This window comes from Ruegeria sp. AL3 (assembly GCF_056536065.1).
The window spans coordinates 175865-201983 of sequence record NZ_JBQFJG010000002.1; the positions used below are offsets into that span (position 1 = coordinate 175865).

The 26119-nt window shown below is 56.9% G+C and carries 22 protein-coding genes and 1 pseudogene; 6 read left to right on the forward strand and 17 right to left on the reverse strand.

Annotated features, from left to right (window positions below; all coding sequences use genetic code 11):
- Window position 1: 1 nt before the first annotated feature.
- The 12 genes and pseudogenes from ACR3E6_RS17255 to ACR3E6_RS17310 form a co-directional block, all read right to left on the reverse strand.
- Complete coding sequence (locus tag ACR3E6_RS17255; RefSeq protein WP_480488373.1) at window positions 2–991, reverse strand: SMP-30/gluconolactonase/LRE family protein; 990 nt, start codon at window positions 989–991, stop codon at window positions 2–4.
- Window positions 988–2340, reverse strand: a complete 1353-nt coding sequence (locus ACR3E6_RS17260; protein ID WP_480488375.1) for an NAD(P)H-dependent oxidoreductase — start codon at window positions 2338–2340, stop codon at window positions 988–990. Before ACR3E6_RS17260 ends, ACR3E6_RS17255 begins: the two co-directional genes overlap by 4 nt.
- Complete coding sequence (locus ACR3E6_RS17265; protein ID WP_480488377.1) at window positions 2337–4049, reverse strand: dihydroxy-acid dehydratase; 1713 nt, start codon at window positions 4047–4049, stop codon at window positions 2337–2339. The genes ACR3E6_RS17260 and ACR3E6_RS17265 overlap by 4 nt, the downstream gene beginning before the upstream one ends.
- Window positions 4042–4938, reverse strand: coding sequence for an NAD(P)-dependent oxidoreductase (locus ACR3E6_RS17270; protein ID WP_480488380.1), 897 nt, complete (start codon window positions 4936–4938; stop codon window positions 4042–4044). Before ACR3E6_RS17270 ends, ACR3E6_RS17265 begins: the two co-directional genes overlap by 8 nt.
- Before the next feature lie 252 nt (window positions 4939–5190).
- Entirely contained in the window at window positions 5191–5787 is a 597-nt protein-coding gene (locus ACR3E6_RS17275; protein ID WP_480488381.1) for an RNA 2'-phosphotransferase, read from the reverse strand.
- Complete coding sequence (locus tag ACR3E6_RS17280; protein WP_480489177.1) at window positions 5759–7213, reverse strand: hypothetical protein; 1455 nt, start codon at window positions 7211–7213, stop codon at window positions 5759–5761. Before ACR3E6_RS17280 ends, ACR3E6_RS17275 begins: the two co-directional genes overlap by 29 nt.
- Window positions 7214–7222: 9 nt before the next feature.
- Window positions 7223–7624 (reverse strand): annotated as a pseudogene (locus ACR3E6_RS17285) (TniQ family protein); the annotation flags it as partial.
- On the reverse strand, window positions 7624–8601 hold the full coding sequence (locus tag ACR3E6_RS17290) for a TniB family NTP-binding protein (RefSeq protein WP_480488383.1): 978 nt from the start codon (window positions 8599–8601) through the stop codon (window positions 7624–7626). The pseudogene ACR3E6_RS17285 and the gene ACR3E6_RS17290, both read right to left, overlap by 1 nt.
- Window positions 8598–10751: a hypothetical protein gene (locus ACR3E6_RS17295; protein ID WP_480488385.1), complete on the reverse strand. Its 2154-nt coding sequence runs from the start codon at window positions 10749–10751 to the stop codon at window positions 8598–8600. Before ACR3E6_RS17295 ends, ACR3E6_RS17290 begins: the two co-directional genes overlap by 4 nt.
- Window positions 10748–11425 carry a hypothetical protein gene (locus tag ACR3E6_RS17300; protein ID WP_480488387.1) on the reverse strand — a complete coding sequence of 226 codons (678 nt, stop codon included), beginning with the start codon at window positions 11423–11425 and terminating at the stop codon, window positions 10748–10750. The genes ACR3E6_RS17295 and ACR3E6_RS17300 overlap by 4 nt, the downstream gene beginning before the upstream one ends.
- Before the next feature lie 229 nt (window positions 11426–11654).
- Window positions 11655–11891 carry a helix-turn-helix domain-containing protein gene (locus ACR3E6_RS17305; protein ID WP_480488388.1) on the reverse strand — a complete coding sequence of 79 codons (237 nt, stop codon included), beginning with the start codon at window positions 11889–11891 and terminating at the stop codon, window positions 11655–11657.
- Window positions 11892–12304: 413 nt separating this feature from the next.
- A complete protein-coding gene (locus ACR3E6_RS17310; RefSeq protein WP_074738218.1) occupies window positions 12305–12526 on the reverse strand; it encodes a helix-turn-helix transcriptional regulator in 222 nt (73 codons plus the stop codon).
- A gap of 86 nt (window positions 12527–12612) precedes the next feature.
- Between ACR3E6_RS17310 and ACR3E6_RS17315 the strand changes: the two genes are divergently transcribed.
- Complete coding sequence (locus ACR3E6_RS17315; RefSeq protein WP_480488391.1) at window positions 12613–13008, forward strand: hypothetical protein; 396 nt, start codon at window positions 12613–12615, stop codon at window positions 13006–13008.
- 34 nt (window positions 13009–13042) lie between these two features.
- Window positions 13043–13345 (forward strand): hypothetical protein, encoded by a 303-nt coding sequence (locus ACR3E6_RS17320; protein WP_480488393.1) that lies wholly within the window; start codon window positions 13043–13045, stop codon window positions 13343–13345.
- 46 nt (window positions 13346–13391) lie between these two features.
- On the opposite strand, the gene ACR3E6_RS17325 is transcribed toward ACR3E6_RS17320, so the two are convergent.
- On the reverse strand, window positions 13392–13661 hold the full coding sequence (locus tag ACR3E6_RS17325; protein WP_480488394.1) for a glutaredoxin family protein: 270 nt from the start codon (window positions 13659–13661) through the stop codon (window positions 13392–13394).
- 481 nt (window positions 13662–14142) lie between these two features.
- Here ACR3E6_RS17325 and ACR3E6_RS17330 point away from each other — a divergent pair, with 481 nt between their 5' ends.
- Genes ACR3E6_RS17330 through ACR3E6_RS17340 form a run of 3 tightly spaced genes read left to right on the forward strand, consistent with a single transcriptional unit; the run spans window position 14143 to window position 19607 of the window.
- Window positions 14143–15039, forward strand: coding sequence for a cyanophycinase (locus ACR3E6_RS17330; RefSeq protein WP_171636974.1), 897 nt, complete (start codon window positions 14143–14145; stop codon window positions 15037–15039).
- Window positions 15040–15054: 15 nt separating this feature from the next.
- Window positions 15055–17856 carry a cyanophycin synthetase gene (cphA, locus tag ACR3E6_RS17335; RefSeq protein WP_480488396.1) on the forward strand — a complete coding sequence of 934 codons (2802 nt, stop codon included), beginning with the start codon at window positions 15055–15057 and terminating at the stop codon, window positions 17854–17856.
- 14 nt (window positions 17857–17870) lie between these two features.
- Window positions 17871–19607: a Mur ligase family protein gene (locus ACR3E6_RS17340; RefSeq protein ID WP_171636979.1), complete on the forward strand. Its 1737-nt coding sequence runs from the start codon at window positions 17871–17873 to the stop codon at window positions 19605–19607.
- Between the two features lie 484 nt (window positions 19608–20091).
- Here ACR3E6_RS17340 and ACR3E6_RS17345 read toward each other — a convergent pair whose 3' ends face one another.
- From ACR3E6_RS17345 to ACR3E6_RS17360, 4 genes are all read right to left on the reverse strand, one after another.
- Window positions 20092–21216, reverse strand: a complete 1125-nt coding sequence (locus tag ACR3E6_RS17345; protein WP_480488398.1) for a calcium:cation antiporter — start codon at window positions 21214–21216, stop codon at window positions 20092–20094.
- A 15-nt stretch (window positions 21217–21231) separates the two neighbouring features.
- Window positions 21232–22494: an MFS transporter gene (locus ACR3E6_RS17350; RefSeq protein WP_480488400.1), complete on the reverse strand. Its 1263-nt coding sequence runs from the start codon at window positions 22492–22494 to the stop codon at window positions 21232–21234.
- Between the two features lie 71 nt (window positions 22495–22565).
- On the reverse strand, window positions 22566–23639 hold the full coding sequence (locus tag ACR3E6_RS17355; protein ID WP_480488402.1) for an alpha/beta hydrolase: 1074 nt from the start codon (window positions 23637–23639) through the stop codon (window positions 22566–22568).
- Window positions 23640–23866: 227 nt separating this feature from the next.
- Entirely contained in the window at window positions 23867–24895 is a 1029-nt protein-coding gene (locus tag ACR3E6_RS17360) for a DUF1214 domain-containing protein (RefSeq protein ID WP_209834791.1), read from the reverse strand.
- 93 nt (window positions 24896–24988) lie between these two features.
- Here ACR3E6_RS17360 and ACR3E6_RS17365 point away from each other — a divergent pair, with 93 nt between their 5' ends.
- Window positions 24989–26059: an AraC family transcriptional regulator gene (locus ACR3E6_RS17365; RefSeq protein ID WP_480488404.1), complete on the forward strand. Its 1071-nt coding sequence runs from the start codon at window positions 24989–24991 to the stop codon at window positions 26057–26059.
- Window positions 26060–26119: the final 60 nt, after the last annotated feature.

Below are 26119 nucleotides of genomic sequence, written 5' to 3' on the forward strand. Positions count from 1 at the left end.
ATCAGGAAACTTGTGTGCCCCAAATTGGAACCTCTACATTCCAGTATGGTGGCTCGGGTCCATTATGGGGAGCATCAAGAACTGGTAGTGAATCCCCCAACAAGTTTCCGCAAACAATCCGGTCGCGGCTCTCTCCCGTAAAAGCCAGACTAGATATGTTCTTAAGCCTCTCGGCAGGCGAACTATCAAAGTGCGTTCGATCCATCGTGTGATCATCGAGTGCTGCTTCAACACTTTCTACCCAATTGTTGTCGCGTTCCCCGACAACCAGGGTAGGTGCTGCTTCGGGATCAATGTGATAAAGCTCGCTCGATACAATACAGGCTGCGTAAAGACCGCCAGCGCCGTCCAGTTCAATACCATCCACGAACGTGCCAGGCCCGAACTGGACGAAGAGTTCCGGCTCACCATGCACGCCGTGTTCATCAAGGCGCACGCGCGTGATCTTCTGACCAAAGGTTTCCGCGATGTAGAGCCACCCGTTTCCATAGTCGGGACGCAGTTCATTGGTGTAGTGCAGCCCTTGCAAGACAATCGAAAAGGAATTGTCGGAATTGATCAGCCCGACATAGCCGTTCTTCACATTACGCCGATAGGCCCGTGAGCGCGGCCGCAGCTTCGATGAGACCGTCACCCAAGTTTTGCCAAGTTCATCGACATAGACAAAGTTCGCCGGTGGAAGCGCGTCTTCCTTGGCAGCGATGGCATGTGGTCTCACACCATCCGCATCCAGCTCCAATATCCCCCCTGCATCAGAGATGTTGGCAATGAGGAACGAGCCGTCTTGCCGCAGCGCAATCCCGTTTGGCACGACCGGCATTCCGCCAAACTCAGTGTCGTCTTGCAACAGGAACTGGCGACCATCCGGAAGAATCCGCATGACGCCAGCGCCTTTATGCGAGCAAAAAATATCGCCAGAACGGGTCGCAAGCACACATTCCGGACGGCTTAAACCTTTTCCGATATAGGATATGCTTGGTTCGTTGGTCATGCCGCGAGGTTCTTCGAAATACTCGCTTCGACTTCACGCCGCAAACGATAGGCGTCCGTGTTCGTATCTGCTTGCACGTCACTCCATTTGACCGGCTGACCTTCAGTAACATCTCTGATCAACGTGACATTGTGGGCAAGGCCGAGTGGGACGTAGCCCTCGGCAACAGAAATCGATGCTGGGCGAAGACCACCGGCCACGGTGTATCCACCCTCGCCATCAAGGATTTCGCCCTTCTTCAGCTCTCGCTTTGAGACGGCGGCAACATCGGCGCGGAATTCATGCGCCGCCCCTGTTGGCTCCTTGCGAATACCCACTGATGCGACCGAGATCCCGAGCTCCAGCCCGATCAGGTGCCAGCGCTTGTAGTTGCACATGTAGCGTCCGCTGTCGTCGGTCACGACTTTGTACTCTTCAAAGCAGTTGCGCAGGTACTCGGTGTCCCCCTCAAAGCAGACCCAAACGCCTTTCCGAATGTCATGCGGAATCTGCTCGCCTTCTGGTGTGAGGCAAGAGATAACATCCACCATGCCCTTGTGATCCAGCACCCCACCCTCTGAGCGCGGCCGCGCCAGATTTGGAACATCATCGATCCCACCCGAAGGGAAGACTAGGCCATTTTCAGGGGCGTCCAACCCGCACACATTGGCGATGGCCGCACTTTCAATGGCTGGCTTCGAGCCGTCCAAAAACGCATTGAACATTTTGGGGTTCAGCCGCCCGCGTTCCGCTTGCTCCTTCGTTAGACCCCAATGATCCCACACGGTGTCAGGCGTCGACTGCCGGTAATGTGGCATCCATTTGTGGCCGCGACCAGCCGCAACGACGCTGAAACCGCAGCCCCGTGCCCAATCAACCAAGTCACTGGCAAGCGCAGGTTGATCTCCATATGCCATGCTGTAGATCACACCCGCTTCCCGAGCTTTATTAGCCAGGCCAGGCCCAACAAATGCGTCTGCTTCAACTGTTACATTGATGATGTGCTTGCCATTCTCGAACGCCTTGAGGCAGTGCGTGACAGCTGCGATCGGGTTCCCGGTGCATTCAATAATGATTTCAATATCCGGATGCGCTGTCAGCGCTTCCCAATCATCACCGACAAAGGTTGCGCCTGATGTTGCCGCATCATCCAAGCTGGATGCTGAGTAAGCCGCAGCATCCCATCCAACGAGCTTCATATTGGATTTGGCCGCATCTGGTCGCAGATCGACGACACCAACGATATGAATCCCCTTCAATCGAAGTGCCTGCGCAAGAAACATAGTGCCAAATTTGCCTGCGCCGATCATTCCAACACGAACCGGCTGACCATTCGCTGCGCGCTCCTGAAGTTTCGTAAAGAGGTTCATTCGGCGTTCTCCTTGGACCAGCCTTCTTGCGTGAGGAAATCGAAATCGCAGCCTTCGTCGGCCTGCAGAACCGTCCGGCTATAAAGCCCGCGATAACCGCGATTTTGCAGCTCCGGGCGCTTGTGCTGTTCGAGACGGCGGGCGATCTCGGCGTCATCAACCAGCAGATCGATACGCTTGTCAGCGACCGAGAGACGTACACGATCTCCATTCTCGACAGCAGCCAATGGCCCGCCAACCGCGGACTCGGGTGACATATGAAGAACGATGGTTCCGAAAGCCGTGCCAGACATCCGCGCGTCTGAAATTCGCACGATATCTTTTATACCTTTCCGTGCCAGTTTCTTTGGGATCGGCAGATACCCGGCCTCCGGCATTCCCGCAGCCACTGGTCCCGCGTTCTTCAGAACCATGATGTCATCGGCCTCAATGTCGAGATCCGGGTCATCAACGCGCCTGGCGAGATCTTCGAGACTGTCGAACACAACGGCGCGGCCTTCGACCTCAAAAAGCTCTGGTGTCGCCGCAGCGCGTTTGAAAATGGCTCCCTGCGGGGCGATGTTCCCATGAAGGCTTATCAATCCGCCCTCATTTGAAACAGGATCTTCAAACGACCGGATCACCCGGCGATCAACCCAATCAGGTTCGTCGTCTAGACGCTCCGCCAGGGTTTGACCTGTTACATCCACCGTATCGAGGTGCAGTAGATGGCGGATCTCGCGCAAGACTGCTCCGACACCGCCAGCGGCATAGAAGTCTTCCATGTACCCTTCACCGACTGGCTTCAGATCAACCAGAACCGGCGTTTCGTCCGAGATTTCGTTGAGGCGTTCGGGTGAAATCCGGATGCCGAGACGACCCGCAACAGCTGTAAGGTGGACGATGGCATTGGTGGACCCGCTGACGGCCATCAGCACGCGGAAAGCGTTCTCTACCGACTTCTGGGTGATCACCTCACTTGGTTTTCGAGGGTTCTGGATCAGATCAACAGCCAGTTTACCGCATTCCTCAGCTGCAACCAGCCGGTCAGCGTGAACAGATGGAATAGCCGCTGTGCCAGGCAAGGACATCCCTAGCGTTTCGGCGATGCACGCCATGGTACTCGCTGTTCCCATGACAGCACAGGTGCCGGCCGTTGTCGCCAGCCGCCCTTCGATCTCCGCGATTTCTTCGCCTTCGACCTCACCAGCGCGGAACTTACCCCAGAAACGGCGGCAGTCAGTGCAGGCTCCCAGGCGTTCACCCTTGTGGCGACCGGTCATCATCGGGCCAATCACAAGTTGCACGGCCGGTATGTCGGCAGACGCCGCACCCATCAGCTGGGCCGGAACTGTCTTGTCGCAACCGCCGATCAAAACCACTGCGTCCATTGGCTGCGCACGAACCATCTCTTCAGTGTCCATTGACATGAGGTTCCGGTAGACCATGCTGGTTGGGTTCAGAAAGACCTCGCCGAGTGACACCGTTGGAAACGGCCGCGGCAAAGCCCCTGCAGCCAGCACACCGCGAGAGACAGCTTCGACCAGCTCAGGCATTGCTCTATGACAGTTGTTGAAGCCCGAAGGGGTCATCGCGATCCCGACAATCGGTTTGTCGAGCATTTCCCGCGACAGACCCATCGAGCGAGCAAAAGACCGACGTAGGTACGCGGCGAAATCCTTGTCGCCGTAGTTTGTCAGCCCGCCCTGAATACCTTTTCCTTCAGACATTCTGTTCCTCCTTCCGGCAATCGACACCAAGCAGTCGTTCGTAGACGAGCACCATCGCGCCCTTGTCTTTGTCCCCATGGCCCTCAAGAAGTGCCTGCTGATAGGTGGTTGTCGCAGCGGCCAACACAGGTGCCGGGATCTGATAACGGGCTGAGATTTCAGCACCGCTGATCAGATCCTTGTAGGCCGCTTGTAGCGGGTAGCCGGTGTCAAACTTGCCTTCGAGGACCTGGGGAATGAAATATTCCGACGCATAGCTGCGGCCGGTCCCTGAATTCACAACCTCGGCGGTGTTTTCCGGATCAAGGCCCAGCTTCTTTGCCATCGGCAGGATTTCGGCCAGAGCCGCCACGTTGATATCGAAGAGAAGCTGATTGATCAGCTTGGTGAGCTGGCCTGAGCCAACAGCGCCAGTGTGCAGGATGCGGTTCGACATTTTTGCCAGAGCTGGCCGCAGCGCCTCGACAATCTCACCGTCTCCTCCGATCATCATCGTCAACGTGCCCTCCTGGGCTCGCTTCCACATGCCAGAGACGGGCGCATCGAAAAAACGCAACCCGAGGGCTGAAAGACGCTCGCTAATACTGAGCGTCAGTCCGTATTCTATGGTTGAGGTATCGATGACAACCGTGTCGGCTGAAAGATGCTGTGCAATCCCATGTTCAGGGTCGAACAGTGACTTTTCCACGATCCCACCACTTGGCAAACAAGTGATCAGCACGTCCACTTCTGAGAAATCTGCAGCACTACCGGCCTTCTTGGCGCCGGCTTCAGCGGCGGCATTCATAGCGTCTTCGCTAAGATCAAAGACCATTACGTTGTTTGAGCTAGCAAGGTTCACCGCCATTGGCGCACCCATTTGACCCAAACCGACAAAACCAAATCGCATGTCGATCTCCTTCCCTTTGTTTTTGGAAGAAGTATCACCGCATGAGATTAAATCTGGCATTCTCTATCGAGAACGCCCCGCTCGGCATTCGCGTGGTTGGATTAGGTTGAGAGGGCGAAGGTGCCTTCGGCCCCATGCGGTCTAGACGTAGTTGCCCCAATTGTCGTTGCTCTCACCCACGAAACGTCCCATGAAGCTGGCAAGGCAATACATGCAGGCGAACTGACAAACAGTTTTACGGATTTCTGTTTGTCATGTGCTCTTGTATTTCTCAGCGATCCTGCCAAATCCCAAATAGGTCGTTGGCACTTTGTCAGTTTGCCAAACACCGTTGTCGGCGCGGAAAAACTCAAAACCGTCCTCGAACATGCGTTGTGCCTCGACACGCAGAACAACCGGCTTTCCGTGTCGTTGCCCGACGCGTTCAGCTGTATCGGGATCAAGCGAAAGGTGGACTTGCTTACGGCGTCCGGGGTTCAACCCCTCGGAAAATATCGCATCCAAATTTGCGCTGGCCGTGCCGTGATACAGCTCATCCGGTGGGCGTTGAGGTTCCAGGCCCAGATCCACATCAATTGAGTGTCCTTGGGCTGCCCTAATGCGCTGACCGTCATCAGACAGAGTGAAGCGTATCTTATCGTTGCTCTCGACAAGCTGAGTGAGTTCGTCGCGGCTTAGCTTGCGATTGGCTTTCTTCAGCTTCCGCAGCAAATCATCAACACGAACCCACCCGTGTTTATCAAGCTGAAGACCGATCTCTTCAGGTTTGTGCCGAAGCACCAGACTCAGAAATTTGCTTTCTCTACTCATCTCAACACCTTCACAACTCAGGCCAGGCAATTTCATCATGCGAGAGCGGGAGGCGATTGGCCAGCTCTTCTACTCCGGAGGTCACCTCGCTCCGCCTGAATATGCGTCCACCACACTCTTCCGGCATTCGGATAAACGGAACCCGCTCCTTTATGAGCTGGTCGCCGACTTTCCTGGTGCTGCCCCCAAGAAATTCCGCACAGTGTTTTCCAGGAATATAGCGCTCCAGAAACCGGTCAACAGAGCTATACGGGACCACCTGCACCGACTTCCGGGACACCGGATGACGCGCCCGAACCAGTTTCAGATGGCCTGTGTCCACCAGATAGCGGACTGCAGATGCATTGATCCCGAAGAACCCCGCCAGGGTCGATCGCAGGTATCCGTCCGGTCTGATCAAACGCAATGCCTCAGCGACCTCTGCCGGGTCCAGAAGCACGGACAAATAGCCGTCCTGCTCGGCATCCCAGACCACGGTCTTCAGCTCGCCGCTCTGGATCAGTCGCACCACATCAACCGCGCCAGCAACGGCTTTGCGACAGACGGACTGAATACCGACTAGCCCATCCGCTTTTGCCGCCTGTGTGCGTGGCACAATACTGGCAAGGAACGCATCGAGTTGCCCTTCATCGTAGTATGGTCTCCCGACAGGGGAGCCTGCGATGGGGCTGATGATCCCACCTTCAACAAGAGCGCCAAACTGTGCCCTTGGCGCATTGATCTTTTTCTGAGCCGCAACCTGACAGATCGCTCTCGCAAAGTTCTTGACCAGTGGCGCCAATGCCTGTGCGTCGAGCACAACACCTTTCGCAGAGCTACCTACTTGACCCTCCGGCTTCAGAAACCCGTTCGCACCAAGAAGTTCCACTGTCTGACGGCGGCCGAGCCCCAGTTCGCGCCGCAGGGTTTCAACACTGTGAATGCGACGGGCTGTACTGGGTTTGCCAAGCACCAGCTCGCCTTCTCCAATGGGATAGGTTTCGACGAAGAATTTCCTAACGAGATCCCGCAACGGCTCGTATTGCGCCGCATGGGATTGTTCCAGCCAATTGAACAGGCAGCCAAAGTTTCCGCGCGAAAGTGATATGGGAGAACCGGCCTCAGCATGCAGTCGCCGCAGCAGGCGAAACAGCCCTTTCTCGCCTTCGGACAGGAGCTCAAAACCCCGCGCACCTGCACGACGCTTCTCATTATCGGATAAATGCTTCAGCTTTGCATCGACACCAAACAGATCAACAACTCCGAAGATCTCAGCGCCAAGCGCAACCGCACCGAACCCGATATTGTCGAGCCATGTGCCCTGTTGTTCACCCGTCAACCGGCGGGTGAGATAGTCTTCCAAACCTGTTGAGACCTGAGATGCAACCAGCTCTCTCAACTGATCAGCCCCCAATTTGAGATCGCGGATACGCCCGGCAAAATCATGGGGACCACGGCTGTGCGAATAGCTGTCGTCGTCATACAACCTGACCTGGTGGTGAAGGCATGTCCGGATCGAGGGCACATGCCAGGCGCATCTCTGCGCCGCGCCACCGCCATTGTCTGTCATGATGTCATCTGCGACACACTCCGGACAGAACCGCAGACGCCTGCGCGTGATCCAGCGTTTCTCGATAAGCTGCCCGGCCAGCCGGTACTGCCCAGTCGACACTTTGCAAACGACACCACACATCAGTTGAGCAAGTTCCACTCCGCCGAGCCGGGCGAGGATCGAAAGGGCCCGTTCATCGCCGTCGGCGATGGCCTGAAGCGTAAAGCCCTGATCGGTGCAGAACTCCGAGGCAAAGGAAAGACCATTCGCCCAGGCCAGGCGGGATGCGAAAGATGCCGGGGTCTCCCCCGGCATCAAGGGAACAAGGATCGGCAACACAGGCATTATGCAGCCCCCCTCTTGGTTGCTGGCGCTATCTCCAGCTCTGCGCCGCTGAGAAGCTGACCCGTCTTAATGGAGCGGAAATTCTCAGCAATAAATGGGTTCAATGCATCAACACAGCGCTTCTGTTTCCGATAGGCCCCCGCGAAGTGACTTTGTTCAAGGGTTTGGTTCCCATTGCGCAATGCCAATTTGATAGCCGATATGATCAGCCCGATTTTCGACCCGAACTCGTAGCGGGCCGCATGCAGAAGTCGTCGCGCGAATGCCGATGTCTCAAGCGTTTTGCCGCGCGACAGTTTTGCCGCATCGAGATAGGCACCCAGCACGCCCATCACCTCATGCCCATGGGCGGCATAGCTCATGGGCGCAAAATGCACGGGCTCAAACCGCCGGCTGAGCTGTTCATCCCGGTTGATCAGATCCAGCAGTTCGCAGGTGCCACTGAGGATCAGGCTGACCGGCCACTCAGCGTATTCCAGGCACGATTTCCAGACCAGCATCACCTGGTCAAATTCAGACTTCGATTTGGTTCGAAGGATATGCTGCGCTTCGTCAAAGTGCAGAAAAAGCGTCTTATGCGAGCGCGCATAACGCATCACCTGCCGCCAGATCGAATGACCTGTCCGCGATCCCTTGCTCTCATATCCATATGCCTCGATGGTATCGCGACCGACACCTTTGATCGTGGCTTCTGACGCCAAGCGAACTGTCAAAGCCTCATTAAATGGTTTCCCATAAGCCAGATGAGGGTGTTTCAGCAGAAGGTATTCGATGCCAAAACTCTTACCGGCCCCTGCATTGCCAATGACAACAATGCCGCATTGCGCTGTTGTGCGGCCAGCAGCTGTATGCGCTTTGCGCCGGTAGAGAATATCGTCGATCTGATCCCGGAGTTCCAGATAAGTGTCATGGGCGATAAAGCGGTGTTCAAGGTCAGCCACGATGTGGCTGACCTCCTCACGGGACATATGTGTCATTGCCCGTCCTCCATACGCCAGCGCGGACGCGAGATCGGCATGGCCTGTTCCGCATCATCCTCCCAGGGAGTGATCTCCGGCAGCTGTGGTGGCGCCACCTCTGCCCTGGCAATTACGCCATCAAGGAGGCCGCGTTTTTTCCTGGAAACCGTGGGGGTGATGCCCGCCACGACCTCCAGCCCAAGCCAGAGATGCTCCCGATTGCGCTCAACATCGGCTTTTGTCGGAGCAAGCGCTGAGAGCCCGAGCCGTTGAGAGGCAGCGCGATCCTCCTCCGAGAAGTCTGCGAATGCCTGATCAATGACATCTTGCGTCAGTTCTGCCTCCGCCTCAAAACGGCGGCGCAGATTGCTGCAGGCCTCGGTCCAGAGATCCAGCGACAGACCATCAAACCCTTTTGCCAGGGGGCGGGCGACAACCCAGACACCATCGAGATTGACCTCAATAAGGCCAAGGTCCTGATGATCCACCCGGATCTCAACCTCGAGATCGGGACTGGCCAGGAAATGGTGCCGGACCATCTCACAGGTGTAGAAGATGCCCGCAAAGCGAACCCCACGCCCGGAAATACTCCGGGTGTATTTCCGACCGAAGGCCCCGAGGCGCTCAATTCGGCTGGGAGGGCGCGGCTTGCCAACGGTTGAGCACAATTCCCGCCAGCAGTTCAGCGGGTTCTGTCCACCGATGCCCCCATGGGGCTTGTTGTTATATACATCCACAACAAAGCGAACCAGGATCCGGGTCAACTCGTCACCAGCAAGTGCAGCATAGTCTTCAGGTACGAAGTCACCTTTTTCTACGATGTTCGAATAGGTGCGCGCACTCAAACACTCCATCAGCTCCACCCCGAAGGTCCTGAAGCAGCGCTCAATATGTCCACGAAGCTTGGGCACACCCGCAGGCGGGAACATGACCGTTCCGCGAAGATCCGTCACAGCGCCCCGGAAATCAAAGTTCGCAAAGGCCGCCCCCTGATCCGAGGCAACAGTTTCAAAACCAGTGCCCGGCCAGTCTGGAAGCGCGCAGCCAAAAAGGCGGGCAAGGTCCGCTTTATCCCGGGTTGCCAGGTCCAGCGCTGCGATCGCATCTTCGGTATTCGGGGTTGCGCAAACCTTCACCGAGAGGATCAGTCGCGTTCGCACATCGATCACGACATAGATCCAGCGTCGTCCTTTCGGCAATGCTTTGATCTGCTCCTCTGTCAGATGACCGAAGACACCGGCCTCGGCAAAGAAGGTGATCAGATCGACCTTCCATTCATCGATTTCTAACCGCTCCCCGGGGCGCAATACGTTCAGTCCCTCGCCGATGATTGCAAAATGCCGGTTGGCTGCTTCGAGCCCCTGGCGCTGGCACATCACATGGTAAGGCTCAAGACGACATATCTCCCTGTAGATTGTGCTTTCTGCGGGAACGGCCAAAGGCGGTAAGCCGCGATCGATCCGGTACGCATTCGCCAGCCGGAATGCCCGTTTTGTCTGGCGAATTACGCTCTTCTTCGACGGGCGCTTGAAGCTCGCATATCGATCCGCGCATTTGCGAAGCAGGGCGGCGCTCTCCGGACCAAATTTGACCTTCGTCCGCCCCGCAAGATAGCGTTTGTCTATGAGCGCTAGAACGCACCGACCACTAGCCTCATAAGCGCGGACCCAACGCAGCAAGGCCGAAGAGCCTGGCGGGTCAATCTCGTTGCTTGACAGCTTCTTTCCTCCATATTTGCGCTTCCCGGCATCCTTATCAGGCTGTGGAATCTGCACCGTGATTTCCTGCGCCACACTCCGGATCCAGATCTCCACATCTTTCCAGTAGCGGCCAATCTCTCCGCGTGCTTCAGCATCCAGAAAGAGATCGCACCAGGCCTGACGGAAGAAGACCGTTGAGCGCTGTTTTGCAGGCAGATGGGTGACAATCTGATCGGCAAACTGCACGCGCTGTCGGACGGCCTCTTCACTGTGATAGCCATCACGAATGGTGATGTGACCGGTCTTCAGACCTTCGTTGATCTCATTATAGGTGAGCTCGTCAAAGACAATTTCTCCTTCACTCCAGCGACTGATGATGACACCTAGCGACCCTTGTTCCACGAGAAGACCAGGGACGTCACCTTGCTGAATCTGCGAATAGGGCTCGAGACGAATGATATCAGTCATTGCAAGCCTCCCTCGACCAGCATGTCGAGATCAATAACCCCGTCCTGGATCGGGCGCAGAATACCGGCATAGATCGCTTTGAAGATTTCCGGCCAAGCCCTGCCGCCAATAGCGGCTTTCGTAATCAACTCGTGGATCGTGACCGGCAGGTCGATCTCATCCGCAAGCTCTGCGATTATCGCGGCCGCCTCCGGGTCATCCTCTCGCCGGTAGGCAAGCAGCCGACGCGCATTCAAGGCCTCCCATTGGTCGTAGTTTTCCTCTGTGATTAGAACCAGATAATCAGCAAAATCGTCTGGCATTGCCGCCGCTACATAACCTGGTTTCTCTTCAAGGTTCTGAGCTCTGGCGCGTTCTGCCGGCTTAATCTCAGCGGCGATTCTGGTTCCGTCCTTTAGCGTGTAGACTTGGTCGATTACTTTCCGTCGCCTGCGACCATCAGCATCGACGTAGTCAATGGCAGATGGCTGCTCGACCATGTCAGCCACGGGGTATAGAGCTGTTGTCGTGGTGAAGGTGTCAAATTCACCAAGGCTGTCGAACACCACTTTCTGACTTTCGCCCCCATTGGGGCGAAATGCGCCAGTCTCCACGAAAGTACGCACACGCGAGCGCTCTGGCATGTTGCGTGATGCACGATTGGCCCGAGGGGCCATGAAGAATTCTTTTTCCATGTGTTTTGATGCTGTGCGGGATCGCTCCCTGACCAATTGGGTCAAGGTGAACCGCACCACTCCTCTTGTCGAATGATGGAAGGCGGCCGAGCTCGACCAGTCGTGTCAAAAGACCCGGCCGCCAGACTTGACTTTTGAGGGGATTCGAGAGACCTTCTGTGTGTCGGGTACCAATCGACATGAAGGCCCTTGAGAGTCCGCTCTCGGGGCTTTTCTATTTTCTACTAGATCATCGCTTCATATCCCCCTTCTTTCCAGAGGCAGCCACTGGCCACAGGTCTTCGACACGAAATCCTGTGCGCTGGGCTACGGCTGCTTCGATCTCCGCCGACCGCCTGCGCCCGGCAAGCACGTTCGACACCGCCGAACGACTATACCCGATGCTCTCGGCGAGCTCGGTGATTGTGGTCTGAGCCATCCCGAGATGCAGTTTCACAATCTGCTGGCGCATTTTGTTGGCATCCATGGCTCGTGGCCTCCGTCCGGGACAGGCGTTTACGCTGGTGCTGAAACGAACGTTCCAACGCCCCCGATTCTAGTGGCATCTCCGTCGGACAATCAAGAGTCAATCCGACCTCAAACACCCCGTAAATGCATGATTTTCAATGTTAGTTTTGATTATTAACTTACGTTAGGAGCGCACTACGTGAATGTTCAATTCTGTTATTAACTTAAGTGGTGAAACAGACGTTTCTGGACGAGGGAAATGCCTTGCGGCGGTCACGCCCTCGATGCGTTGTGAGCTCAGACGACCACAACCCGGGGCTGCCGCACGGCACTGTCTCTGAGACCACGAGAGGTGCCGAGAAAGAGGAGTTGGTAGCAGCTGATTTACATTTGGAAGCCGATGTAGACATGCCGGCTCCAGGAAGGCGCGGCTTAATCTTTCAACCGGAAGAGGTCCGCGACATCAAGATTCAGAGCGTCGGCTATTTTGATGACGGTTTTGAGACCGGGATTTCTCTCCCCGCGCTCAATTCCACCAATATATGTCCGGTCCAGATCCACCGCATGGGCAAAGCTCTCTTGCGAGTAGCCTTGCGCCTTGCGGGCTGATCTCAGGTTGTTCCCGAAATCATCTGCTGTGAACCGATTTCTCATCCCTTGAAACGGCAAGAAAGATGTTTAATCGTCTACGGACTTATCGTATCATATTGTGGGGAAGGCTTTATTCTGAGGATGTTCACATGTTTGATGCGTACCCTGACGGCAAGATCGAAGCCGATTCAGAACAGTTTGCGCAGATGAGCGGGATTGCCAGATCGCGCCTAGCTGAAGTGAACGGTATTCCCGGCGCGGGTCTTGGTTCGATGTTCAGACGCCACCTCGCGCTTTCCAGACTGAATGCGCAGCTTTCATTCTATGGCTGGGCGATCCGAAAAAATGGAACTCTGTTTGAGGTACCGGTGCGTGGAGGGCCCGCGAAGTTACGCAAGGAAGACGGGTCAAACCCGCTCCCTGGCAGCGTCGAAGAAATCAACGAACATGCGAGAATTATGTATACCGAAACCGGGAAATTGTTCGATCCGACAACAGGCCGCCGTTTGCCAAATTCTGAGCGGCATCGCTTTGGTATCGTTTAGACGTGCAAAACCTGTGCGATGCGAGTGACGTGATATGGCCGATCTCGAGCTTCCCGACATTCCAGACGTAGTTTTCGCTGAATTGCAGTCCTTGGCGCGCCGATCAGAGTTGTCAGTGGAGGACTACGCCAAGGACGTCATTTGTGATGCGGTCGCTCAATTCTGGCATAGCAGTAAGGTTGACATCACGATCACGCAACTTCAGGCAAATCTGGAAGCGATCTTGAGGGTTGCGGAGCGAGAGCCGGTTTTCATCGTGAGAGAGGATGGTCAGCGACATGTAATCCTGCCACCTGAGGAGTTTGAGCGTATCAACAGGTCAACTGAAGACCGATGATCGCCGGGTAGACGTACGGTGCTTTGCGGGCATTGATCATATCAGATCAACGTTTCCAGAAGCACTTAGATTTCGGTTTTTTAGCTTTGAGATATTTCTTCAGATAGGTGAAGCCACCGACCTTTACCCCATCAATGAAGATGAGAGGTGTTGTAGCAATGTGGTGCATGTCTTTGAACGCATCGGTTTCCCGCCGTGTCCGCAAGATGTGTTCTTTAATCTCAAAGTTCTGTTGCCGCAGTAGATCGCGGGCTGCCGTCCCATAACCACATGTATAGTTCGGTAGGTCCATGCGATACAGAACAGCCTTGGGCACTTGAACGACTCCGCTTATCTCTTGCCGATGTCGGACTTTGCTGCCCTAAGCGCAAGGCGAAATCGGTAACTTTATCGTTGGGGCAAGCGGCCCGTTCCTGCCGTTAGCGAACGGGTCAAGATGCTGCGGTCGCAGCCCGCGTAGCCGCCATTCGCCGCGACCGCAATATCCCGGAGTAGATCGAATTCACGGAACGAGGACAGACCCGCCTTTTGCCTACGCGGCTGTCCGACGCGTTGGCCCCGTTCACCTCTAATGTGGCCGATCTGCTGAAACTGCGCCGCAATGGGCGTCTGAAGGTGGGAATGGACGCGGAGCCGGTGGTTCTTGACGAAAACCTTACCGTGCGGCATGTGATGGCCTGGGGGGGAATGGCATGTCGGCGGTGGCCAGATAGCCCAGCGGGGCATGTATGAACAGATGTAAGCGCCCGCGCGGCCCCCGGTGGCTGCCCGCTTCAGCACCGGAAGGTAGTTAAGATATGTGCCCTGCACCCGTTGATGCAGAAACCCCGCGCGGGTTCATCATTCCAGTTGGCGGCGGCGAAGACCGCGTCAAGGAAATGCAGATCCACCGCAAGTTTGTCGAGATGTCGGGCGGCGCGGACGCCGATATCGTGGTGATCCCGACCGCCTCGATGTTGGAGGAGACAGGGCCGGATTATCACCGCATCTTCTCCGAGCTTGGCTCAGGGCAAGTCGAGTTTCTGCCGATCTCGCGCCGGGCCGATTGCGACAATCCGGACTATGTCGAGATTCTGGACCGCGCAACCGGCATATTCATGACCGGCGGCAACCAGTTGCGCCTGTCGGCGATTCTGGGAGGCACGCTGGTTGCACAGAAAATCCGCCGTCGCAACGCGGCGGGCGTGCCGGTTGCCGGAACCTCGGCCGGGGCCTCGATCATGTCCGAGCATATGATTGCCGGTGGCAGCAGCAATTCCGCCCCGGCAGAAGGCAATATAACGCTGGCCCCGGGCATGGGCTTGACCAACGCCGTCGTCATAGATCAGCACTTTACTCAGCGTAACCGGCTCGGGCGTCTGCTAACGGCTTCATCTTTCAACCCTTTTTTGATTGGATTGGGCATTGATGAAGACACGGCGGCCTTCATCGGGCCCGACAACGTTCTGGAAGTGGTTGGCAGCGGAACAGTCACGGTGGTGGACGCCAGCCACCTGACCCATTCGTCCATGTGGGACGCGCGCGCGGGTGAGGCGCTGAGCCTTCTGGGACTTCGCCTTGACGTTCTGGGCGAAGGGTGCCGTTATGATCTGACGGCTCGCCAGGCTTTTCCGCCGGATGAGCATCTGGCGTTCTGCACATTGCCGGACCTGTCCGAGGATGAGGCCGCCAGCGGGGGGGAAACAAAAAGCTAACAAACGGGGAGCCTCATGAAAATAATCTCGACCAATGTCTTTGTCGGCCCGAATGTCTGGGCAAGTTTTCCGGTCATCCGCCATGTCATCGATCTGGGTATTCTGGAAGATTGGCCCTCGGCAAAAATTGGTTCAGAGTTCATCGACGCTCTGGTTGAGGCACTTCCCGGTCTTGCGGAACATGGCTGTTCCTACCGCGAACCCGGTGGTTTCATCCGCCGCCTGCGTGAGGATGAAGGCACTTGGTTGGGTCATGTACTGGAACATTGCTCCATCGAAGTGCAGAATGTGGCGGGCACCGATGTGACCTTTGGCCGGACCCGTGGCACGGGCGAGCCGGGCAAGTACAACATGGTCTATGAATACCGCCAGCGCGATGTCGGTCTGGACGCGGGCAAGCTGGCATTGCGGTTGCTGATGCACCTGCTGCCGCAATCCCTCAAGGATCAGGTGGATTATGATTTCGACCCTGATTTCAACTGGGATGACGAATTGCGGAGCTTCGTCCTGCGGGCGCAGCGTAAGGAATTCGGCCCTTCGACCGGCTCGCTTGTCAAGGCAGCGCAGGAGCGGGATATCCCTTGGATCAGGCTGAACTCGGGCTCGCTGGTGCAATTCGGACACGGCAAGTATCAGAAACGCATTCAGGCGACCATCACATCCGAGACCAAACATATCTCGGTCGAGATTTCCTGCGACAAGGAAGACACTCATAACCTGCTGAACGATCTGGGCCTTCCGGTGCCGCAGCAGCGCATGGTCTATTCAGCGCGCGAGGCAGTGCGCGCCGCCGGACGGATCGGACATCCGGTGGTTGTCAAACCGCTGGACGCCAATCACGGGCGCGGGGTTTCAATCAATCTGAACTCGGACGCTGAAGTTGAGGCAGGTTTTGCTGAGGCCAAGGAACATTCGCGCAGCCGCGCCATTCTTGTGGAAAGCTTCATCACCGGGTTCGATCACCGGATGCTGGTGGTGAACAACAAGCTGGTCGCGGTGGCCAAGCGGGTGCCAGGCCATGTGGTCGGCGACGGCAAGCACACGATTGCGGAATTGGTCCACATCGTGAACGAAGACCCGCGCCGGGGCATTGGGCATGAAAAAGTACTGACCATGCTGGAGATTGACAATCAGGCCAAACGTTTGATGGAAAACGCGGGCGTAACCGAAGAGACGGTGCTGCCGGATGGCGAAGTTTTCTATTTGCGTTCCACGGCAAACCTGTCGACGGGCGGTACAGCCATTGACCTGACCGATGTGGTGCATCCAGACAACCGCGACATGGCCGAACGTGCCATCATGGCGGTGGGGCTGGACGTGGGCGGCGTCGATTTCCTGATTGATGACATCACCAAGTCCTACAAGGATATCGGTGGCGCGATTGTCGAGGTGAACGCCGCCCCCGGTTTCCGGATGCATGTCGCCCCGTCCGAAGGTCAGCCGCGCGACGTAGCGGGCAAAGTGATCGACATGCTGTTCCCGGCTAATGAACAGACCCGCATCCCGATTGCGGCAGTCACCGGCACCAACGGCAAGACCACGACCTCGCGGATGCTGGGCCATATCATGAAAACCAGCGGCAAGACCGTTGGCATGACCTCCACTGACGGTGTCTATGTAGACGGTAAGTTGAGCGTCAAGGGCGACATGACGGGACCCAAATCTGCTCAAATCGTCCTGCGTGATCCGGCGGTCGATTTCGCCGTGATGGAAACCGCGCGCGGCGGGCTGGTGCGGTCGGGCCTGGGCTATCAGCGCTCGGATGTGGCGGCCTGCCTGAACGTCTCGGCGGATCATCTGGGTCTTGGCGGCATCAATACCGTCGAGGAACTGGCCGTGGTCAAACGCGTCGTGGTTGAAAGCGCCACCAATACGGCGGTGCTGAATGCAGATGACATCAACTGTCTAAAAATGGCCGATTACGCAGAAGCGGGTCAGATTTTCTATGTAACGACAAACCCGGGTCACAGTCTGGTCAAGGAACATATCAAGGCGGGCGGTAGGGCCATCGTGCTGGAAAAAGGCATGAATGGCGACATGCTGACCATCTATGACAACGGGCTTCATATCCCGGTTCTGTGGTCGCATCTGATCCCCGCCACGCTTGAGGGCAAGGCGATCTTCAATGTGCAGAACGCGATGTTCGCTGCTGCGATGGCATATAGTTTCGGTGTGGATCTGGACAATATCCGCCACGGGCTGCGGACCTTTGACACCAGCTATTTCCAGGCACCGGGACGGATGAATGTCTATGACGAACATCCCTTCAAGGTGATCCTGGACTATGGCCACAACCCTGCTGCGCTCAAGGCGATGGCAGCGTTGGCCGACCAGCTTGAGATCACGGGGCGAAGACTGTGTGTGGTTGCCATGCCCGGCGACAGGCGCGATGAGGATATCATCGACGGTGCCGCCGCGCTGGCCGGACATTTTGACCAATTCATCTGCAAGGCCGACGACCGCCGCCGGGGCCGTGGCCATGACGAGGTGCCCCAGATGATGCGAAAGGCCCTGATCGACAACAGGGTAGACGCCGCTGCGATCACAATCATCCCTGATGAGGTCGAGGCGGTGACGGCCGGGTTGGATCAGGCCGCGCCGGGCGATCTGCTGGTGATCTTCGGCGACGACACCACGCGGTGCTGGAAGCAGATTATATATTTTAACTCCGACGGCGAAGCCCCCGAAGTCGAAGCTGTACCCAAGGCTCGACCTGTCGACACCTCGATTGAGGATATGTTCGAAAGCGACCAGAACCTGATCCGGGACGCGCGCGGCGTGCGTCTGGCCCGCGACATCAGCGAAGACGCGGACTGATCGGGGGCATCGCAATGGATCGGATCGAACAGCTTGAAACCGCGCTGACCATCGAAAGCGCGACCGCCGATCATATCCGGGTGGATGATGCCAGACGCCTGACCGGGCCCGGCCTACTGTGGAACAAGCCCGGCGCGGTGATGGATGTGTTCTTCAACGGGATCGACGCCGCGCAGGTCACGACATTGTGGGAAACTCATGCGCGCCGGGTGATGGATGCGCTTGGCTGGCAGGATCAGAGCGTGACCCACCGTACCTTCACCGGCGGCGTCAATCTGGCCATCTCGGCCCCGATGGATCAGCTTTATTCCGCGATCTTCGCGGCGCAGACTGCCTGGCACTTCTGCGCCGCCGAGCTGTTGGCCGCACCCTCCGGCGACTTTGATCAGATGGTGGGTGATGTCAAAGGTGTCATGGCCAGCGAAGCCAACCCCGCCCTGATCGCCCTGATCGAGGCGGCCGAGGCGCATGGCGTGGATATCCTGTGCGACGATGATGAGATCTCGATCGGGCACGGCACCGGCAGTCAGGTCTGGTCGGTCGATGCGCTGCCCGCCCCCGATGATGTGGACTGGTCCGGCCTTCACAACATCCCCGTTGCCTTCATCACCGGAACCAACGGCAAGACCACGACAACCCGGCTGCTCGAAGCGATTGCACGCGCCTCGGGCAAAGTGGCGGGGCTGACCTCGACCGAATTTGTGCGGGTGGGTGACGATATTCTGGACCGCGGCGATTATTCCGGCCCCGGGGGCGGGCGGATGCTGCTGCGCGACAAACGGCTCGAGGTTGCCTGCCTCGAAGTGGCCCGGGGCGGGATCCTGCGCCGGGGCCTGCCGACCCGCGCGGCGACGGCGGCGGCAGTGACCAATGTGGCGAATGATCATCTGGGGCAATATGGAGTCAACACCGTGCCAGAACTGGCGCAGGCAAAGTTCGCCGTCCACCGGACCTTGGCGGAGGGTGGCGTGCTGGCGCTGAACGCCGATGATGCGTATGTCCGCGCCGAGGCAGAAAACACGTCGGCGAACATCTGGTGGTTTTCTCTGGATGCACAGAATGATCTGATCCGTCAGGCGCGGGAAACCGGCACTTGCTGTGCATATGTTCAACACGGGAAAATTGTCTTTTTCGACGGCACGACCGAGCAAATGGTGATCCCCGTCGCCGACGTTCCCCTGACAATGGGCGGGGCCGCAAAGTACAACATCCAGAACGCGCTGGCGGCCCTGTGCCTTGCTCTGGCACTGGGTCTGCCGCAACAGGCGTTGCGCGACGGGCTGGCCGGGTTCAAGCCAGACGCCAAAGATAACCCAGGACGTTGCAACGAGTTTCGGCATAACGGAGCCCAGGTTTTCGTGGATTTTGCCCACAATCCGCATTCAATTTCGGCAGTTTGCGATGCGTTGTCGAGCTTGCCGGCAAAACGGCGTTTCATCATGCTTAGCCATGCAGGGGATCGATCAGATCAAGATATCTGTGACGTAACAGCGACAGCCCTGAACTTCCGACCTGATGTGGTCGTCGCAACGGAGTTGGAAGGGTACTTAAGAGGTCGCGAATTAGGAGAAATTTCTGATCTGATCGAACGAACAGCTTTGGAACATGGGTATGAAGCGAAACAAATACTCAGAGCTACGTCGCCCTCACAGGCCGCTTCAGTGATACTTGAGAGGGTGGAGCCGGGTGATATTGCCTTGCTGCTAGTGCTATCCGATCGCGACGCCGTTCTCGCGATGCTCGATGGTTAAAAACGAGGCCGGCTACCGAATTCACTGAGTTACAGCCAACACGAGGCAATACCAAAAAACCCTGTGCAGGTATCCAATTGGGCTTCAGACACTGATTGAAAGGTGGATTTCTAGTTCATCGGTAATGATTAGCTGAGAAAATAGCCTGGGTTTCTCCCTGGCAAAATCACGTACACGGGCCCACCTTGTTTACAACACCAGATCTATAGCGGTCCGTTCCGGACATTGAGCACAAGTCCTGATCGCTGCAGTGCGGCCCGTCAGACCCGACTTTCGCTGCGAGAGCACGATCCAGGTTGGATCAAGCGACCGCAGAGCCGGACGCTTCGGGCCTTCGGTCAATCGGACTGAACGATCGCGACCGGCCCAAAGCCGTCGTTGGCACAACCCAATGACAATGTCGGCTTTTGCGTCGCTCGCGGGAAGGAGATTAGAAGGCCACTGAAACGTGGCTTCCCAAATGGATAGAGAGGTTTTGGCCCCATCACGACCCGTCGAAAATCAGGAACACATAGGCCATAAAGGCGGCCAGATGCACGACGCCCTGAAGCGCATTTGTGCGGGTTCCTACGAAGGTCAGAATGCTGATCCCAAGGGTCAGAGCCAGTAGCACGATCTCAGCGCCTCCCAAGCCGAGCTCAATCGGAAGGCCGACAAAATGCGCAGCGACCAGAACCGCGGGCACCGTCAGGCCGATTGTGGCCAGTGCTGAGCCAAGGCAGATGTTGACGGCCCGTTGCAGCTTGTTGGCGCGCGCTGCGTCCAGAGCAGCCAGCGCTTCGGGAGTCAGGATCATGGCTGCCACGAGGAAACCGCCAAGCGCAACGGGCGCGCCAAATTCCAGAAGTTTGAAGTCGACAAACAGCGCGAGCTTTTTGGACATCAGAACCAGTGGCAACATTGCCAGAACCAGCCAGACCACGTGAAAGCCAACACTTATGGTTTCAAGATGGTGGGCGTCCGATCCTGCTGTGGTCGGGAGTTCGTCTGCGGGCTGGCGGAAGATTTCTGGTTTGCCTGCGGTCTGGTAGACGAGGAAGATGCCATAAAGTACAACCGACATCCCGATCATGAACACCGTTTGCAGAGCCGAGAGGCCGCCGCCGGGTGCGGATGTGGTGAAGCTTGGCAGCACAAGGCTCACGATGGCCACTGGCAGCAAAACCACGAGATAAGCATTTGCACCCGAAAGGTTGAACGCTTGCAGCCCGTGGCGCAGACCACCAATTAAGAGGCTCAGTCCTACCAGACCGTTCATCACGATCATCAGGACCGAGAACATCGTGTCCCTCGCCAGTGTTGGGTTGTTGTCACCAGTCAACATGACCGCTGTGATAAGCGCCACCTCGATGCCGATCACCGAGAGCGTCAGGATCAGTGTGCCATAAGGCTCACCGAAGATGACGGCCAGACATTCCGCGTGATGCACCACACGAAACACCGCAGCCAACATCACGCCAAAGATACCGCCCAGCAGCAGCCAGGACATGCCAGAGCCCATGGCGGTGGGCTTGATCAGATCACCGGCGAAGATCAATGCGACAAACACCAACCAGATCAATACCGTCGCTTTCTCCGCGCGCAGGATGTTTGAAGTAGAAAAGGTCATTATGGGTCTCCTGCCTTAGCGTTTCTGGGTTGGTGCGGATTTGAGACTGGTGGTCTCTGCCGCCTTAAAGTTGGTTTGTTCAGCTTTTGCTGCAGGTGCGACCGTTTTGATCCGCACAACAACCAAGGCTGTGAAAGCGGCCATCACGATGACGAGCATCCAGTTCATGGCCAGGTCGCCAAATACTGCGGAGACAACGCTTGTCAGGAGTGGGCCGATAATGCCGCCAATGGTGAACACAAACAGCATGGTCACCGCACTCGATGCAACGTAGACGGGTACTGTCCGGTCCATCGCGTGCGTGAGCAAGAGCGAGTAAAGCGTGAGCATCGAACCACCCAACAGAACCAGACCGGCTAACAGCAGACGATAAAGAGGTGTTCCCACCGTGCTCGCATACTGCACACCGTCTCCGGTCGAAAAGAATGCGAAGATCAAGAGCGCGAAGGTTGCCGCAGCGGAGGCGACCAGAATGACCTTCCGGCGGTCCATCCGGTCAGAGGCAAGCCCCAGCGGGTAGAGAAACAGGATACGCCCGACGTAGACCGCGCCCATTGCGATCGCTACGTCCACGGCGTCGACGCCCATGGTCGCCGCCCGATATGGCACAACATTCATGAAAACCGTGGAGACTATGCCAACAGCGAGCGCGCCAAAGGCAGCTGTGGGGGCATCTATGAAAAGGGCTTTTACACGCACATTGGCCCGCTCTTTGCCTTCCGGTGGCGTGCTTGGCGCGGCTGCAATCACGACGATAGCGAGACAGTACAGCAAAGACACCAACACAAAAGACTGGTTCAAATCGTCTGGAGTCACGATCACGATAACCTGGCTCAACACCGACATCAGGCCCAGAATGATGGCAAACACCGCAAGCAGGCGCCCGCGCGACGTCCCATCCACAGTTTCGCTGATCCAAGCGTCGCCGATGGCAAACAGCCCGGCTGTGGCGATGCCTGTCATAAGCCGCACAAACAAAAGGGTGGGTTCGTGATCTGTGACCGAAAAGAGCAAAGCCGCAGCCGTACAAATAGCGGCGGCCGCCGAAAAGGCGCGGATGTGGCCAATACTGGTGATCCAACCAGCGATGTAAAAGCAGCCAATCAGGAACCCCAGCGAGTAGGCCGCCGGTGCAAGCGCGGCGATTTCCTGCGAAGCACCGGTTTCCGCGAAATACAGGGCGACAATTGTGCCGGACGCCGCGGTCACCAGTTGGATCGCGGCAACAGCAATGAAGAGATATTTGAGAGTGTGAATTTGAGCGCTGAAACTGGGCATATGCGCACCTTTGAGAAAAATTCGGGGTTGGACGCCCAAGGCAACTGTGTCGATTGCCTTGGGCCGTGGGCTTACTTCAGATGAAGGTCAAAGAAGGCGTTCAGCTCGCGCAAAGCATCCTGCGATTCCGGGGCATCGACCATGAAACCTGCGATGTAGTCGCCGTGCGCCTGACCGTCATAGACGTGCAGTTCGGCGGCTACATCCGCATCCCGCATGGCGCGGTGCATCCGCACTGTATCGCTGAGCAACAGATCCCGCGTGCCACTAAGGAAGATTGCAGGCGGCATCCCCTCAAGGTCGCCATAGACCGGAGAGAGATACGGATCGTCGGCGTTTTTGCCGCCCGCATACAGCTCAAAAGTGCCCGCGATTACGCCCTCATGCTGGCCAAGCGGATCAAGACCTTCGAGGGTTGTCCAGCTGTCAGACACATTGGCAAGATCGGTGGCGGGCGTGCCAGCCATGATCGCACCCGGCACCGGCAGACCTGCGTCCCGCAGTTGCAGAGTTGTAGAAAGCGTCAGGTTGCCGCCCGCCGATGTCCCAAACATGGCGATTTTGGCTGGATCATAGTTCTGAGTGATCTCGCCCCAAACCGCAATCACGTCATCGGTTGCTGCCGGAAACGGGTGTAGGGGCGGGCGACGGTAATCTACAGAGATCACCTCTACACCCAGCCCATTTGCCAACCAAGCGGCCTCCATGATTGCCGCTTTGCCGCCGTTGAACACGAAAGCGCCGCCATGAACATGAACAAAAACGGTGTCGGCCCAACGCGGGTCGATTTCCTCAGGCGTGACGAGATATGTCGTAACACCCGCGATCTGACCAACACTGAAATTGGCTCCGGTTTTGGCCAACATCGCCTCGGCCCCTTGCGCAGACGCTGCATCAAATTGGGCTTGGAAAGACAGCCACTCTTCCAGTGTCTCCGGAACCGCCGGCATTCCTACGATCTCGCGCGAGCCAATCAACTCGGCCAATTCTGGGGATACGCCCACTGGGACAGGCACCGTGCGCTCTGCCAACGGCAAGCCATCAGCCGCGGTTTTCACAGGGGGTTCAGCGGCAAAGGCCGGTACCGAAAGCGCTGCAACAAGAGCAGTGGTCAGGGCAGTTTTCAGAACGGAACGACGTTTCATTTCAATCTCCTACGTTTTAGGTGTCCGTGTTTGTCTTTGATGAACCTGAGGTAATTTCGCGCCTTGCACCTTGCGACCGCCGAAAGTGATCATTTGACGACAAAAGGGCGTCTGCTTGGGGCTTTTGTCTTGAAGCAGACCTGTGATGTGCAAACCAAGGGAGGCAGGTGGCAAAATAAAGCCCCGGTCGGACAACCGCCGACCGAGGCAATGACGCGAAGCGTTGATCAGGATGTCTGATCAATGGGCAGGGCAATCGGGAAGGCCCAGCCATCTTCAAGGATCTCTGGACCCGGCTGATACAGGCGCACGACGTAGTTCCACCCGTCCATGATCGGCAAACAGTTCACCCGACCATCCTCACAATCCCCGAAATGTATGGTCACGGTGCCGTCCTCGTTGGGAACGGAAGTCACGTTGTTGACCGAATAGGCCCCTGCGTCGTTGGGCACCATGTAACCGCTCGCATCATAGACTGTGACCGACCAGAAACCGTCTACAGGGACGTCGCCGACAGTCAGGATGTGGGGAATTGTGCCATCGCCCAACACCGGATATTGGCCGTCATAAACCGCCGCCGCAGGTGGGTTGCCGCCCCATCCGGCCGCCGCGCCGACCAAATGCGAGATTGGATTTACGGCGTCGGCCGTCCCAAACACCTCAAACGTGTTACCACTGAGCCCTTGCGCCAACGGAAGCAGCAGTTCGCGTGTCAAATCACGGGAGGCGGCGTCCCAGTTTGGTACCTCAAAGCTTCCGGCGTCAGACTGATGTACTTCAATGGCGTCCTGAAGCGTGTTGGCCAGGGCAATGTCTGATGGGTCATTCTCGTCTGCGAACGTCCTGAACAGGACCGACATATAACGCGTGCCGACCTCCTCTTCAGTGAAATGATAGGTGCCCGCGTCATGTACAACGCCAACCACATAGTGATCCTGGTTGAGAATCAGCATGGACATAAAGCGCCCTTCGGAGTCTGGCAGCACAATCGAGGCGGGCTCGGTCAGATTGATCACGACGCCGGAATAAAGTGTATCACGGTTCATGCGGATCACATCCTGCGCATCCAGTGGTACCGGTTCGCGGATATGCATCAACCCACCAAAGCCACCCAGATCAACAATGCGCTGATGATACATGTCGGTCTCAGCTCGCACAAAATTGGTCACATTCACCGTCACCGGGGCCTCCGCAAAAGCAGGCACGGCAAGGCCTGCGGCGGCAACGATGGCAAGGAAAGAGGATACCGTTTTCATTTCAATCTCCTTTGGGGTCAGAGCGCGACCGTTCCAATTTCGGCCGCTTTGTTTGGCTCATTCCTCAGGTAGGCGGCCAAGAATGGCGTTGGGATGGGCCAAACACTTCTCAAAGTGATCAATCGACGACATAGTGAGCGCGTGCGCGACCCGATGCAGAACTCAAGGGGTTTACTCCCGACACTCGACGCCCTGGGCCAGATGGCGTCCCCAAGGCTCGTTGAACGTGCGCTCAAAGATGTTGGGTTAACCCGCACGGTGCTTGAAGGCCCTCCGGTTCCGCTGCCGATACGGTATCATGCACAGCTTCTGGAAACGGTTTCCGGCAAAATTGGAGAGCGCCATCTCGGGGCGATCATGGCGAAAGACTTTGCCTACTCTTCTCTCAACCGGCCTGATCCGTTTTCGAGCTATGCACTTGGGGCTTCTCGGTTGGACATCGCCCTTCAACGGGCCGCCCGGGCGCTGCCCTTTATCCAACGAGGGACCCAAATTCGCACACGAACCGACGGAAATTGTCTGGTATTCAGTTTCGGGGTGCAATTTGAAAAGAGCATCGGGGCTCAATTGCTTGAGCAGGAAATTCCTTCGATCCTAATCGCTCTTGTGCGTCCCTACCTTGGGACAAGCTGGGTGCCAGATTGGGTCGAACTTCCGGCTGAGCACAGGCTTCAGAAAGTTGCATTTGCACGATTGCTCGGCACAGAAGTCCGGGCCAATGCAGATTTTCCGGGGATCGCAATACCGATGTCGCAACTTCAGACGCCGACCCGCCTTGACGAAGGCGGACGCGTGCAAATGACGGCTGCAGGCATAGAGAGGTTGCGGTTGAACCGCCCGCCCCGCACACATGCCGAAACGGTACGCCAAGCGCTTCGCATGCAACTCAACAACGGCAGCGCCGCAGTCGACGATGTCGCGGCGGCACTTGGTGTGGGGGTTCGGACATTGCAGCGTCAGCTTCGGATCGAAGATGTGACGTTCAAGGAGATCGCGCTGTCCGAACAAGTTAGCCGGGCAAAGATGCTCTTGAGTGAAAACGACCTGAACCTGTCTCAAATCGCCTTTTATCTTGGTTTCTCCGAGGTCAACAGCTTCCGGCGTGCGTTCCGCACGTGGTTTGGACAATCGCCGACACAGTACCGTTCTCGCGCATTCAGCTAAGCTGCGGCATAGCGAATAATTCATCGAAGTATGTGTCTGCAGTTGCTGCGGCTCCTCTTT